General features: G+C 72.3%; 10 protein-coding genes. 7 read left to right on the top strand and 3 right to left on the bottom strand.

All coding sequences use genetic code 11. From position 1 onward, the window contains the following. Positions 1 to 475 precede the first annotated feature (475 nt). Complete coding sequence (locus IPJ95_00510; GenBank protein MBK7922109.1) at positions 476 to 2,005, top strand: ATP-grasp domain-containing protein; 1,530 nt, start codon at positions 476 to 478, stop codon at positions 2,003 to 2,005. An 18-nt stretch (positions 2,006 to 2,023) separates the two neighbouring features. Here IPJ95_00510 and IPJ95_00505 read toward each other — a convergent pair whose 3' ends face one another. Beyond that, entirely contained in the window at positions 2,024 to 3,967 is a 1,944-nt protein-coding gene (locus IPJ95_00505; protein MBK7922108.1) for a DUF1925 domain-containing protein, read from the bottom strand. Between the two features lie 126 nt (positions 3,968 to 4,093). On the opposite strand from IPJ95_00505, the gene IPJ95_00500 reads away from it, so the two are divergent. The 6 genes from IPJ95_00500 (at position 4,094) to IPJ95_00475 (ending at position 10,228) form a co-directional block, all read left to right on the top strand. Then, a complete protein-coding gene (locus IPJ95_00500) occupies positions 4,094 to 4,756 on the top strand; it encodes a hypothetical protein (GenBank protein MBK7922107.1) in 663 nt (220 codons plus the stop codon). 164 nt (positions 4,757 to 4,920) lie between these two features. Continuing rightward, a complete protein-coding gene (locus IPJ95_00495) occupies positions 4,921 to 5,640 on the top strand; it encodes an esterase (protein ID MBK7922106.1) in 720 nt (239 codons plus the stop codon). Positions 5,641 to 5,794: 154 nt separating this feature from the next. Continuing rightward, a complete protein-coding gene (locus tag IPJ95_00490; protein ID MBK7922105.1) occupies positions 5,795 to 6,730 on the top strand; it encodes a hypothetical protein in 936 nt (311 codons plus the stop codon). A gap of 14 nt (positions 6,731 to 6,744) precedes the next feature. Then, a complete protein-coding gene (locus tag IPJ95_00485) occupies positions 6,745 to 8,100 on the top strand; it encodes a hypothetical protein (GenBank protein ID MBK7922104.1) in 1,356 nt (451 codons plus the stop codon). Positions 8,101 to 8,236: 136 nt separating this feature from the next. After that, entirely contained in the window at positions 8,237 to 9,343 is a 1,107-nt protein-coding gene (locus IPJ95_00480) for a carboxylate-amine ligase (GenBank protein ID MBK7922103.1), read from the top strand. A gap of 105 nt (positions 9,344 to 9,448) precedes the next feature. Further along, positions 9,449 to 10,228, top strand: a complete 780-nt coding sequence (locus IPJ95_00475; protein ID MBK7922102.1) for a gamma-glutamyl-gamma-aminobutyrate hydrolase family protein — start codon at positions 9,449 to 9,451, stop codon at positions 10,226 to 10,228. A 4-nt stretch (positions 10,229 to 10,232) separates the two neighbouring features. Here the strand turns inward: IPJ95_00475 and IPJ95_00470 are convergent, their stop codons facing one another. Together IPJ95_00470 and IPJ95_00465 are read right to left on the bottom strand one after the other, a co-directional pair. Further along, positions 10,233 to 12,242 carry a DUF3536 domain-containing protein gene (locus tag IPJ95_00470; GenBank protein MBK7922101.1) on the bottom strand — a complete coding sequence of 670 codons (2,010 nt, stop codon included), beginning with the start codon at positions 12,240 to 12,242 and terminating at the stop codon, positions 10,233 to 10,235. After that, positions 12,239 to 13,960, bottom strand: coding sequence for a DUF1957 domain-containing protein (locus tag IPJ95_00465; protein ID MBK7922100.1), 1,722 nt, complete (start codon positions 13,958 to 13,960; stop codon positions 12,239 to 12,241). The genes IPJ95_00470 and IPJ95_00465 overlap by 4 nt, the downstream gene beginning before the upstream one ends. Positions 13,961 to 13,965 lie beyond the last annotated feature (5 nt).

The raw sequence follows: 13,965 nt of genomic DNA, 5'->3' as shown, positions 1-13,965 counted from the left end.
GGTACGAGCCCACCGACGGCGGGGTGCACAACGTCTGGGTGGAGGGTGACACGCTCTACCTGGGCAACTACCACGGCGGCGCGCGGGTGCTCGACATCTCGGGCGAGCTCAAGGGGGACCTGCTGCGGCAGGGCCGGGAGATCTCGTGGATCTTCACTTCGGATTCCATGGGCGCCCGCAAGCGGTCCACCTTTGCGTGGGGCGCGGTGGTGAAGAACGGCACCATCTTCGTCCCGGACATCAACACCGGCCTGTGGATCCTGCGCGTGGAGCCCAAGGCCACCCAGTTCACGCCCTGAGGCGCAGGGGCGGGGAGCGGCGGCCGCGCGCGGCCGCCGTGCCCCGCCGCCGGACCCCCGCCCGCTCTGAACCAAGCTTCACGCCAACCTCACGCTGACGCGCACCGCCCTTCCGTAGGGTGGGTAGGCGGGAGCCGGACTCCCGCCCATCGTCCCCCACCCCGGGGGGAGCGCGCATGATCCCCCATCCGCCGTTCGCCAGCCAGCTGACCCTCGAGGAGGAGCTTGCCCGCTTTGAGCGGCTCAAGCCCCGGCTGCGTGATGTCTGGCAACTGCTGGCCTCCGACGACGACGCGCCCTGCACCACGGTGGTGGTCCCCTCGCTCACGCTCGACCAGCGGGAGCTGGCGCAACTGCACGGGGCGAGCTTCTACGAGGAGCGGCTGCTCTTCCTGTTGATCCGGCTGCGCAATCCGCGGGCGCACGTGGTGTACGTGACCTCCCAGCCGGTGCACCCGGTCATCCTCGAGTACCTGCTCAACCTGCTGCTCGGCATCCCCGCCAGCCACGCGCGTGCCCGGCTCACCATGCTGTGCGCCTTCGACGGATCCCCCCGGCCGCTGACCGAAAAGATCCTGGAGCGGCCCCGGCTGATCGAACGGATCCGCTGCGCCATCCGCAACCCGGCCCAGGCCTACCTCTCGGTCTTCAATGCCACCCCGCTCGAGCGGAAGCTCTCGGTGCTGCTCGGCATCCCGCTCAACGGCGCCGATCCCGCGCTGGCGCCGCTCGGCAGCAAGTCGGGGAGCCGGAAGCTGTTCCAGGAGGCGGGGGTGGCCTGCCCCGCGGGGTACGAGGACCTGCGCGACGATCACGACGTGCTCGATGCCCTGTGGAGCCTCCGCCGGGAGCGCCCCCAGGTGCGCCGGGCGGTGATCAAGCTGAACGAGGGGTTCTCGGGCGAGGGCAACGCGACCTTCCGCTACCCCGTCGCGCCCGACCGGATGGCGCTGGAGCGCGCCTTCCGGCGGGTGAGCTTCGTGGCCCGCGGCGAACGGCGGGAGCGGTTCTTCGCCAAGTTCAGCGAGATGGGCGGGATCGTGGAGGAGTTCATCGAGGGCGCGGAGACCCGCTCCCCCAGCGCGCAGCTGCGCACCAGCCCCGACGGCGAGGTGCTGCCCCTCTCCACCCACGACCAGATCCTCGACCCCGAGACCGGCCAGATCTTCCTGGGCTGCCGTTTCCCGGCGGCCGACGACTACCGGCAGGCGGTGCAGGAGGCCGGGGTGGCGGTGGGCAAGGCCCTGGCCGCGCATGGCGTGGTGAGCCGGTATGGGGTGGACTTCATGGTGCGCCGGGCGGCGCCGGGCGCGCCCTGGGAGGTCTTCGCGATCGAGATCAACCTGCGGCTCGGCGGCACCACCCACCCGTTCCTGGCGCTGCGCTTCCTCTGCGGGGGCGCCCTGGAGCCGGAGACCGGCCTCTACGCCTCCACCAGCGGCCGGCACATGTACTACCGGGCCACCGACAACCTGCACGCCAGCCGCTACCGCGGGATCTCGCCGGAGGACCTGCTGGAGATCGTCACGATCAATCAGCTCAACTTCAGCCATCGCACCGAGACCGGCGTCCTGTTCCACATGATCGGGGCGCTGAGCCAGTACGGGAAGGTGGGGCTCACCGCCATCGGCAACAGCCACGCCGAGGCCGACGCGATCTACGCCCACACCCTCGCGGTGCTCGAGGCCGAAACGCGCTACGGCTGAGCGGGGCGCGCCGGGCGCCTAGCGCGGGCCGGGAATCAGCTCCAGCCGCGCCTCGGTGGTGTCGGTGGGCCACCCGAAGCATGCGGCCCGCCCCTGCACGGTCCGCTCCAGCTCCTTCTCCGACTTGGCGGTGGTCACGATCGGGTAGGCCCAGACGGTGGCCGCCGGCTCGGCGGTGATCTCGAGCGGCCCGCCGTAGCTCACCTCCACGGTGAAGGCGGTCTCCGGTCCCAGCGCGGCCGGCACCCAGCGGTACTCCGCCACGATCCCGCCGCCGCGCCGGAAGTGATACCGCTTCTCGAACACCGGCACCCCCGCCTCCACGGCGCGGAAGCTCACCACCACGCCGTCGTCCCCCTCGCGGGCCACCTCCATGGCCAGCCGCGCGCCGGCCACGCTCCAGTCGGGGTCGTAGTCCCCCCGCTCGAACATCCCCTGGTCCACCTCGAGGTCGAGGCCCCGTTCCCGGAGCAGCGCGCGCGCCTCCGGGTCCACCGGCGGGAGCTCGTTGTGCCGCATCTGCTCGCCCAGGGCGCTGGCCACGGGGGTGCCATCGGCGTCGTGGTGGCTGACCCGGGCGCTGCCCGGGGCGGGCTCGTGGTACGCCTCGCGCCGCCGGGTGAGGGTGTTGGCGTAGTTGATCCCGTGCGCGAAGACCGTGTACTCCTCGATCAGGCCGCCCCGGGCGGGGCTCAGGATGGCGGAGTAGGTGGCGTCATGGATCCACAGCTCCTCGTGGCCGTCCTGGTCGATGTCGCGGAGTTCCCACGCCACGCCTTCGCCCTGGCGCAGGATGGCCTCCGCCCGCGCCAGCTCGGCCCAGATCGCGTCGCGCAGGTGGGGCAGGTAGAGCCCGCCGAAGACGCCGTGCCAGTAGGCGTCGTTGCACTGCGCCCGGCCCACCGCCCGCCGGGCCTCGGGGGGGTCGCCGGCGCGGCGGCACAGGGCCGAGAGCGCCACCATCTTCTTGTGCATCCGGTTGGACTCGGGGTACTTCACCAGGAAGTTGCGCCAGTGCGCCCCCCGGAGGAGCGCGCCGTCCGGTCCCGCCAGCCGCTCCTCGCCGAGCTCCCGCTCCAGGGCATGCAGCCGGCGGGCGCCTGGGGCCGGCAGGGACCACGCCTCCATCTCGCGGTAGGACGCGGTGGGGAGGTACGCCAGCCCGCCGGAGGGGATGGCCTCGAGCGCCTCCGCGAAGGTGGTGAGGTGCACCTCGCCGCCGTCCACCAGCGCGCCCAGGGTGGAGAGGAACTGGTCCAGCCAGCCGTCCTCGTACACCCATTTCCGGGTGCCGGGCCAGCCGCCGAACTTCTCGCCGTCATCGGCGAAGACGGCCAGGGGCTGGCCGGCCGCGGCCAGCTCGCGCAGGTGCGCGGCGGTCTCGGCCGGGGGGCGGAAGGGGATCAGGTAGCGGAGCCGCTCGTCGATGGGGAAGAGCGCCAGCTGGCGGCCGTCGTGCTCGGTCCGGAAGGGGACGTGGAGCCGCTCCCGCTCGAACCCGCCGACCAGGAAGTGCCGGTCGTCCACCAGGGCGTAGCGCACCCCGGCGTCGACCAGGTCGGCGGTGAGGTCGGGCTCCCACACCCGTTCGGTCAGCCACAGGCCGGTGGGGTTCACCCCGAAGCGCCGGGCGATCGCCTCGCGCAGCCAGCCCACCTGCTCCACCCGGTCCTGCCGCGGCAGGCTGGCGAGGATCGGCTCGTACATCCCGCCGCAGAGGAGTTCCAGGCGCCCGTCGCCCGCCAGCCGCGCCAGCTGGTCGAGGTAGCCCGGGTCGTGCCGCTCCAGCCACTCGAGCAGCGGCCCGGAGAGGTGCAGCACCACCGGGAGGAAGCCGCGCTCGTCCACCTTCTCCAGGAAGGGGCGGTAGACGTCGGCCAGGTGCTGCTCGAAGACCGAGTCGAAGTTGCCCACCGGCTGGTGCAGGTGGACGGCGAAGACGAACCGGATGGGGTTGGGCATGCGGGAAAGCTAGGGGCGGAGCGGGCGGGGGGGGAGGACGGGGCCCCGCCGGCGTGTGGCTGGGCACGGTGTCGGTCGTCCCCAGCCGCGACCGGTTCCGGCTCACCCCTCACTTCGAGTCCCCTCATGCCCCTCCCAATGCTGCCTGCCTGGGCCCTCGCTGCCCTGCTGGTGCCCGCCCCCGCGCCCAGCCACGTCTCGATCACCCTGGGTACTCTCCACGCCGCCGCCCTCACCACGGCCCGCGGCAGCGCCGACCAGGCCGACGCCCCGTACTTCCTGGTCTCCGTGGTCGGCCCACGGGTCTCCAGCAGCGCCCGGCTCCCGGCCGGGGCCCGGTTCGGCATCGTGAACAACGGCATCGTCCAGCCCACCGAGCTGCAGCGGCTCGAGCTGGCCCCGGGCGACTCGGTGCGGGTGGTCATCTCCGTGCTGGAGGCCGAGTCGGGGGAGCTGGCCCCGGAGACTGACGCCGCGAAGGCCGCCACCCTGGCGCTCTCCGGCCTGCCGCGGCCGCTGCTTGATCCGGCCGGCCCGGCGCTCGGGCCCACGGTGGCCGGCCTCCAGGGCGCCGGCGCCCACTGGATCGGCGCCGTGTCGCTCCTGCTCACCAACGAGGGGGGGAGCCCGTACTGGCGCCGGATGGAATGCGCCCAGGACTGCGAGGTGCTGCAGGGGCTCCCGGGCGCCGCCGGGGCCGCCCTCACGGGGCCGGTGAACGGCGTGTTCGAGCTGCGCGGGGCAGGGGGGACCTACCACATGCAGCTGAGCCTGCGGCCCGCGGCCTAGCCGCCGCCGGACCGGCCGCCGCCCCGGCGGCGGCGCCGCCCGCCGGGGGCGCGGCGCCGGGGGGTGGGGGGCATGGAGGAACGGCCGTTTTGGGGTAGATTCTCCCGCGCTGGAACGGGGGCCGCCCGTTCCTCCGGTTCCCCCGACTCCCCCGTCTTCCCGACATGCATCACGAAACCGTGAGCTGGCAGAGTCCCCTGCTGGGGCGCGAGATGACCCTGCAGGTGATCGGCCACGCCGGCGCCCGCGTCCTGGTCTTCCCCACCAGCATGGGCACCCACCGCGAGTGGCCCGACCGCCGGATGCACCTGGTGCTCCAGGACCACATCGACAACGGCTGGATCCAGCTCTACTGCCTGGACCAGCCGCACCACGAGAACTGGGGCAACGAAGAGTGCTCCCCGGGGCACCGGGCCTGGACCCACGTCCAGTACTACCGCTACGTCCGGGAAGAGGCGCTCCCCTTCTCCGCCTGGCGCAACCCCAATCCCTTCGTCATCGCCACCGGCGCCAGCCTCGGCGCCAGCCACGCGGTCACCTTCGGGCTCAAGTACCCCGAGGCGGTGCACCGCATCCTCGGCATGAGCGGATTGTACGACCTCACCCGGATGACCGGCGGGTACGCCGACGACAACGTGTACCAGGTCAACCCGATGCAGTTCATGCCCCACGAGCACGACCCGGGCCGCCTCGCCGCCTTCCGGCGGCAGGACATCATCCTCGCCATCGGCCGCACCGACCCGATGTACCAGAACAACAGCGACTTCTCCGGGATCCTGTGGCAGAAGGGCATCGGCAACGCGCTCCGCGTCTGGGACGGCCACGCCCACGACTGGCCCTACTGGGAGCAGATGGTCCGGATCTACCTGCAGGGGCACGACTAGGCGGTAGGGCGGCGACCGAGCGCCCTTCAGGAGCCGCGGAGCGGCGACTCGGGCGCGAGGGAGTGGCGGTAAGGCGGTAGGGCGGTAGGGCAGTAGGCTACGGCCGAGTCGCCGAGCCGACATCTCATCACCTGACTCCAGGATTCGATTTCCCATGACCAAGCGCGTCGGACTGCTGGTGGGCCGCGAGTGGAGCTTTCCGCCCAGGTTCCTTGAGGAAGTGAACCGCCGGGAGGCCGGCGTCACCGCCGAGATGGTCTCCGTCGGCGCCGTGGCGATGGACCAGCCCTGTCCCTACGACGTGATCGTGGACCGCATCTCCCACGAGGTGCCGTTCTACCGCACCTACCTCAAGCAGTGCGTGCTCGAGGGCGTCGCGGTGGTGAACAACCCCTTCATGTGGACCGCCGACGACAAGCTCTTCGGCGCCGCGCTGATCACCAAGCTCGGCGTGGCCAGCCCGAAGACCGTGGTGCTCCCCAACAAGGACTACGTGCCGGGGATCGTGCCGCAGGAGAGCCTCAAGAACATGCAGCTGGTGGACTGGGAGGGGCTGGTGCGGGAGATCGGCCTCCCCTGCGTGCTCAAGGACGCCCACGGCGGCGGCTGGCGCGACGTCTACATCTGCCACACCCTCGAGGAGCTCCTCCGGCGCTACGACGAGTCCGGCCTGCTCACGATGATCGTGCAGGAGTTCATCCACTTCGAGCAGTTCGTGCGCTGCATGTGCCTGGGCCAGGAGGAGATCCTGGTCATGCACTACGACCCCAAGGGCCGTCGCTACGTCCCCGACGACGACTACCTCGCCCCGGCGCTCAAGGAGCGGGTGACCCGCGACTGCCGGACCATCGTGCGCGCGCTGGGGTACGACATGAACTCGATCGAGTTCGCCATCCGGGATGGCGTGCCCTACGCGATCGACTTCATGAACCCCGCGCCCGACATGGACATCTACTCGCTCACCCCGAAGTACTTCGACTGGGTGGTGACCCACATGGCCGACCTGGTCATCCGCCTGGCCCAGGGCGGCCGGCGCCAGGTGGCGCAGGCGGGCTGGGCGCAGCTCTTTGCCCAGAGCCGCCGGCCGTAGCGGCCGGGACTGCCATGACCGACGCCATCCAGGCCTACCACGACCTCCTCGCCGACGCCGACCTGGCCGAGGCGAGCCACGCCATGCTCGACGCCGAGCTGCGCCGCCGCCACGTGGTCTTCGGCGGGCGGCCGCTCTGCACCGTGCTCCGCCCGCGGTTCCTGACCCCCGAGCGCCATCGGGCCATCGCCACCGGCATGGAGCGGCTGCTGCGCGCCTTCGGGCGGGTGCACCAGGCCGCGATGGCCGACCCCGCCCTCCGGGCCCAGTTCCGCCTGGCGGAGTGGGAGGAGCCGCTGGTGCTGGCCGATCCCGGCTACGGCAGCCCGAGCCCGCACGGCCGGCTCGACTGCTTCGAGGATCCCGTCACCGGCGCGGTGATGCTCACCGAGTACAACGCCGAGACGCCCGCGGGCGCCGGCTTCAACGACGCGCTCACCGACGCCTTTGCCGCCATCCCGGTGATGCGCCGCTTCCGGCGCCAGTTCGACCTGCGCCCGCTCCCGGCGCGGCCCGGCGTGGCCACCGTGCTCCTCGACGCCTGGCGCGAGTTCTCCGGCGGCTGGAACCGGCCCCGCATCGCCATCGTGGACTGGGACGACGTCCCCACCGTGGTGGAGTTCGAGATCTTCCAGGCCTACTTCCAGTCGCTGGGCCTCGAGACGGTCATCGTCGACCCACGGACCATGGAGTACCGCGGCGGGCGGCTCTACGGCGGCGGCGGCCCGGTGGACCTCATCTACAAGCGGGTGCTCATCAACGAGCTGGTGGAGCGCGAGGGGCCGGAGCACGCCATGGTGCGCGCGGTCCGCGACCGCGCCGCCTGCATGGTGAACCCGTTCCGCTGCAAGATGCTGCACAAGAAGGCGAGCCTCGCGGTGCTCTCCGACGAGCGCAACGCCCGGCTCTTCCCCGCCGCCGAGCGCCTCACCATCGCCGCGCACATCCCGTGGACCCGCGTGGTGGAGGAGCGGCACACCGTCTACCGGGACGAGCGGATCGACCTGCTCCCGTGGATGGTGGAGCAGCAGGCCCGCCTGGTGCTCAAGCCCAACGACGACTACGGCGGCGCCGGCGTGGTGCTGGGCTGGACCGTCTCCGCCACCGAGTGGCAGGCCGAAATCCGGAAGGCCCTGGCGGAGCCGTACATCGTGCAGGAGCGGGTGGGGATCCCCGCCGAGCCGTACCCCACCTGGGCCGACGGCACCCTGCACCTGCTCGACCGGATGATGGACACCGCGCCCTTCGTGCTCCACGGCGCGGCCATGGACGGCTGCCTCACCCGCCTCTCCACCGCCGCCCTGCTCAACGTCACCGCCGGTGGCGGGAGCACGGTGCCGGTGTTCGTGGTGGAGCCGCGGACGGCCTGACGGCGGGAAACGGGAAGCGGAAAACGGGAAGCGGGAAACGGGGAACGGAACGCGGACGCGCGCCTGCGGATGGGCCGGCCGCTTCCCGCTTCCCGCTTCCCCTGATTGCTCGACCATCTCCACCCCAGGGACTGCAATGAAAGCCCCCAGCCTCACCCTCGGCGTCGAAGAGGAATACCAGATCATCGACCCGGTGACCCGCGAGCTCCGCTCCTACATCACGGAGATCCTCAAGGAGGATTCCGTGGTCCTGGGCGAGGTGAAGCCCGAGCTGCACCAGTCCATGGTCGAGGTGGGCACCAAGGTCTGCCACCACCCCGCCGAGGTGCGCGCCGAGCTGGTCCGGCTGCGCCGGCTGGTCATGGACCTCGCCGCCAAGCAGGGGCTGCAGGTCATCGCCGCCGGGAGCCACCCCTTCTCCTCGTGGCTGGAGCAGCAGATCACGCCGCTCGACCGCTACATCGGGGTCAAGGAGGACCTGCAGGAGCTGGCCCAGCGCCTGCTGATCTTCGGCACCCACGTGCACATCGGCATCGAGGACCGGGAGTTCCTCATCGACGCGATGAACGTCTCCCGCTACCTGCTCCCCCACGTGCTCTGCCTCTCCACCAGCTCCCCCTTCTGGATGGGCCGCCAGACCGGGCTCAAGAGCTACCGCAGCATCGTCTTCCGGGACTTCCCCCGGACCGGCATCCCCCGGTCGCTGCACAGCTGGTCGGAGTTCGAGGGGCTGGTGAACACCATGGTGGGAACCAACTGCATCCCCAATGCGTCCAAGATCTGGTGGGACGTGCGGCCCAGCTGGAGCTACCCCACCCTCGAGTTCCGGGTGTGCGACGTCTGCACCCGGGTGGACGAGGCGGTCTGCATCGCCGCCATCTTCCAGGCCATCATCGCCAAGCTGTGGAAGCTGCGCCGCGACAACCTGACGTTCCGGGTCTACCCCTCGGCGCTGATCGACGAGAACAAGTGGCGGGCGGTGCGCTACGGGCTGGACGGCAAGCTGATCGACTTCGGCAAGAGCCAGGAGCTGCCGGCCCGCGCCCTGATCCGGGAGATGATCGAGTGGTTCCTCGACGACGTGATCGACGAGCTCGGCACCCGCAAGGAGGTCGAGTACGCCTTCAAGATCCTCGACGGGGGCACCAGCGCCGACCGCCAGATCGCGGCCTTCAAGCAGACCGGGGACATGAAGTCGGTGGTGGACCACCTGGTCCGGGAGACCGCCGAGGGGGTCGTCTGAGGGGGGGACGGGCCCCGTGGCGCGGATGTTGCCAGCGGAATATGAAGGATTTCACGACCCGACTTCATCGTGTACTCGCGGACCCGGGACGATAGTATTCCCCATATGCCACAGCGCCAGAACCGCCCGGTCATCGGGCTGACCACCCAGACGCTGCACTCCATCGACGGCATCCCCGCCGGGCTGCCGGAGTCCTGGGTGATGAACCAGCGGTACTTCCTGGCCACGACCATCGTGGGCGGGGTGCCGTGGATGGTGCCGCTCCTCGACGACGACGAGGACACCCTCTACGAGATCTACCGCCACCTCGACGGCATCCTGATCCCGGGCGGCGTGGACATGGACCCCGCCACCTTCGGCGAGGACCGCCACCCCAAGCTCGGCGCCGTGGACCCCGCCCGCGACCGGGTGGAGCTGCAGCTCACCAAGTGGGCCATCGAGGACCGCAAGCCGGTCCTCGGCCTCTGCCGCGGCATCCAGGTCATCAACGTGGCCCTCGGCGGCACGCTGTACCAGGACATCGCCGACCAGATCCCCCAGGCCATCAAGCACGACTACTTCCCCACCGCGGGCTTCGAGCGCGATCACCTGGCGCACGAGGTCACGGTGGCCCCGGGGAGCCGGCTGCATGGGGTGATGGAACGGCAGACCTTCAAGGTGAACAGCATGCACCACCAGGCCATCAAGGCCCTGGCGCCCGACCTGGTGCCCTCCGCCACCTCGCCCGACGGGGTGATCGAGGCGGTGGAGTCGCCCTCGGACCACTTCCTGGTGGGGGTGCAGTGGCATCCGGAGGTGTTCGAGCTGACCGACCCGCACACCCGCCACCTGTTCCACGAGTTCATCAGCGCCGCCAAGCAGTGGCGGCGCCAGTGGGTCGGCTGACCCGCTAGCCCGCCACGAACCCCATGCGGTGGGCCAGGCGCGCCATGGCGCCCTCGTCCGCCCCATGGGCCTGCCAGACCCGGTAGAACGCGGTCTGCGCGTCGAACGGCACCGCCTGTCCCAGCTGGTCCAGCAGCACCAGCAGCTCCGTCACCGCCGCCAGGGCCGCGGGGCTCCGGTCCTCCGCCAGCCCCTGCACCCGCCGGGTGAGCGCCTGCCGCACCAGCGGCCGCAGCTCCTCCCCCTGTTCCAACCGGGCGTGCTCCTCCACCGTCAGCAGCCGGCGCAGCTCGCCCCCCCGGATCGCCCCCGCGATGGCGCTGCGCTGCCGCTCCGGGAGATCCGTCAGCGCCAGCACGATCCCGGCCCCGTCGGGGAGGGCTCGCACCGTGGCCCGCAGCTCGAGCCCCTCCCGCTCCAGCGCCACCGCCAGGCGGATGCCCCGGCCGGTGCGCCGGTCGGTCAGCGTCAGGTCGCCGTCCGGGCCGCTCAGCTCCCAGGCGGGGCTCGCCGCCGCGGCCGGCGCCAGCGCCCGCGCGGCGGCCAGCCCCGCCGCGATCCGGAGCGGCGGGTCGAGGTGCGGCCGGGCCCGCTGGAAGTAGATCTCCCGCCCGCTGCCCAGGGTCCGGGCGTTGCTCTCGGCGGCGGCCAGCCGGGTGGTAAGGCCATCCTCCAGCGCGGCCGCCTCCGGCCCCGCCAGCCCCACCACCCGCGCGGCGTAGCGCAGCACCTGCAGCGCCTCGATCCCCCCGATGTCGTCGAAGAACCAGGCGCACGAGGTCAGGCTGCGCAGCGCGCCCCGCTCCAGTTCCAGCAGCTCCGCCGCCCGGCAGAGCTGCTCCGGGGCCAGCCCCGGGCGGGCCGCCGCGAGGGCGTAGGCGTGCACCGCCGCCGGCCCCTGGCCCATCACCTCGCCATAGCCCGCCAGCGCGGCGGCGGGGTCGGTGAACAGCGTCGGGGCCTCGTGATCGTAGATCCGGTGCGCCGCCTCGGTGAGCCAGCCCATCGCCTCGCGCAGCGGCCCCCGCCAGCGCTGCTGGGTCGGCGGGTCGTGCGCCATCTTGCAGCCGCAGTCGCTGCGCCACCGCTCCACCCCATGGCTGCAGCTCCAGGCGCTCGGCGCCACCAGCCGGGCCTCGTGCGTCACCCCGTGGCGGGCCAGGAAGCTGGCGTAGTTCTCCACCCGCACCCCGGGGAACTCCCGCAGCCGCTCCAGCATCATGGCCAGCGCCATCTCGCCGAAGGCGTGGTGGTGGCCGAAGGTCTCGCCGTCGGTGGCCGCCGAGACCAGCACCGGGCCGGCGGCGTCGGCGTGGCGCTCCAGCATCCGGGCGCCCCAGGCCAGCCCGTCGCGCACCAGCGGGCCGAAGGCCACGTCGTGGGAGATGGGGCCGTCGTAGACGAACACCCCGATGCTGCGGCCGCCCAGGGTGCGCACCAGGGCGGGGAGGCCCGCGGGGGGCACCGGGTCCACCTGCGTGGGGGCCAGGATGGTGAAGCGGATCCCCTCCTGCGCCAGCACGTCGAGGGTCTCCTCGTCCACCGCCGTCTCCGGCAGCCACATCCCCTCGGGGTCGCGGCTAAAGCGCCGCCGGAAGTCCGCGATGCCCCAGCGGACCTCGGTGACCTTCTCGCGCCGGGTGGAGAGCGGCAGGATGGCGTGGTGGTAGGGCATCGCCACGGCGTTGCCGTGGCCCAGGCGCGCGGCGCTGGCGCGGTCGGCCTGGAGGAAGAGCCGGTAGGTGTCGGGCGCGGCGTGCTCCAGCCACTCGAGCAGCGTGGGCCCGACGTTGAAACTCATCCACTCGTACAGGTTGACGATCCGCGCGATGCGGCCGCCGGCGCCGGGGAGCCGGGCCGCGCCCACCGCCCGGTAGCACTCCTGCTCGATGCGCGCGTTCCAGTCGTGCGCGGGGGCGGCGGAGGGATCGGCCTCCACCTCGTCCAGCCAGGGATCTTCCCGCGGCGGCTGGTAGAAGTGGCCGTGGACGACGATCGAACGCGGGACGGTCACGCCGCGGGGGCCGGTCGCTTTGCCAGCACCTGGGCCACGGTGTCCAGCACGTCGGGAAAGACGTGGTCGCGGCGCCACTGGGTGGCGGCCTCGGCCTGGGCGCCGGCGACGGCCGCGGGACCGCCCTCCAGCGCCGTGAGGAACAGCTCCGCGTCGGCGCAGTGCTCGGTGAACCGCTTGATGGCGTAGTCGGTCACCGCGCCGGTGGAGATGATGAACTGCCAGTCGGAGCTCATCGCGAGCAGCATGGCGCGCGCCGCCTGCGCCAGCACCGGCCGCGCCGCGTCGTCGCCGAGCGCGGCGGGGGCGGCGGCCCAGAACCGCGCCTCGATGGCCCACAGCCGGGGCCAGGTCCACGCGGTCTCGTCGTTGAGCCACATGCTGAAGTTGCCGTTGGCGCCCCACGAGCCGGTGGTCAGGTGGATGGCCCGCTCCCCGGTGGCGCCGGCCAGGTGGCGGCTCGCGGTCACCGGCCGCACCCCCGGGTAGCCCCGCACCGCGCGGTACACCTGCGACAGGAACTCCACCCCCTCGAACCACCAGTGCCCGAACAGCTCGGTGTCGAACGGCACCGCCACCAGGTTGCCGGCCGCCCGGCGCATCGGCGAGTCGGCCAGCGTGCCGAGCAGCGAGGCGAAGTGCCGGCCGTGCGCCCCGGCGCGCTCGATGGCGCGGTCGGGGTGGTACGGCGCCTTGGCGCCGAGCTCGGAGCCGGGGGCGCTCACCCGCCAGTAGCGGAGCCCGCCGGGCCACCGGATCTTGTGGAACTCGAGGTACCACTCGTCGCCGGGGTACCCCTCCTGCCGGCTCCACACCTGCCGGGAGGCCACCGGGTCGCGGACAAAGGCGTTGACCGGGCTCGGCCCGTCGGCGCCGGCCACGCGGTACGCCTCGTACGGGGTGTTCGGGGCCTCCGGCTCGTCGCCCGGGTCGACGAGTCGCCGGGCGGCGCCCTCCGCCAGCTTGCCCTCCACTTCCACCCGCCACTCGCCCCAGTCCGCGCCATAGAACCGGAACGCCTGGCCGGCGGCGGCGAGGTGGCTGTCCACGAAGAAGTAGCGGAAGCCCGCCTCCGCCACGTGCGCCTCGATCCCCTCGCGCACGCCGGGGTGGGGCGCCTCGGGGAGCGGCTGCCAGTGCCCCCGCGGCCGGTAGGCGCACTCGGGGAGCCACAGCCCCGCCGGCTCCATGCCGAAGATGCGGCGGTGCTCGGCGCGGCCCAGCAGCAGCTGCAGCCGGATGCTCTCGTCGGTGGCCAGCAGCGGCAGGAAGCCGTGGGTGGCGCCGCACGAGATGAGCTCCACCCGGCCCGCCTCCGCGTGGCGCCGGAAGGCGCGGGCCAGGTTGCGGTCCTCGGCCCGGAACAGCTGCCGGAGGCCGAGCAGGTGGGCGCGCCAGAAGTCGGCCAGCGGGATCAGGTGGGCGTCGCCGGTCTCGGTGAGCGAGGCTGCCGCCTCCTCGCAGGCCGTGAGCCGCTGGGTGAAGTACGCCTCGAGCTCCGCCGCGAAGTCGGGGCTCTCCAGCTGGTTGGCCAGGATCGGGGTGATGCCGATGGTGAGCGGGGCGGGCACCTCCTCCGCGGCCAGCCGGTCGAGCACCGAAAGCAGCGGCAGGTAGGTGTCGATCGCCGCCTCGCAGATCCAGTCGCTGCCGTGGGGCCACCGCCCGTGGTTGAGCACGTAGGGCAGGTGGCTGTGCAGCGCGAGGACGAAGTCCATGGCGG

The organism is Gemmatimonadota bacterium, assembly GCA_016713785.1.
Lineage (GTDB): Bacteria > Gemmatimonadota > Gemmatimonadetes > Gemmatimonadales > GWC2-71-9 > JADJOM01.
Note: the sequence above shows the minus strand (reverse complement) of the source record. Positions and strands in the feature narration are given on the sequence as shown.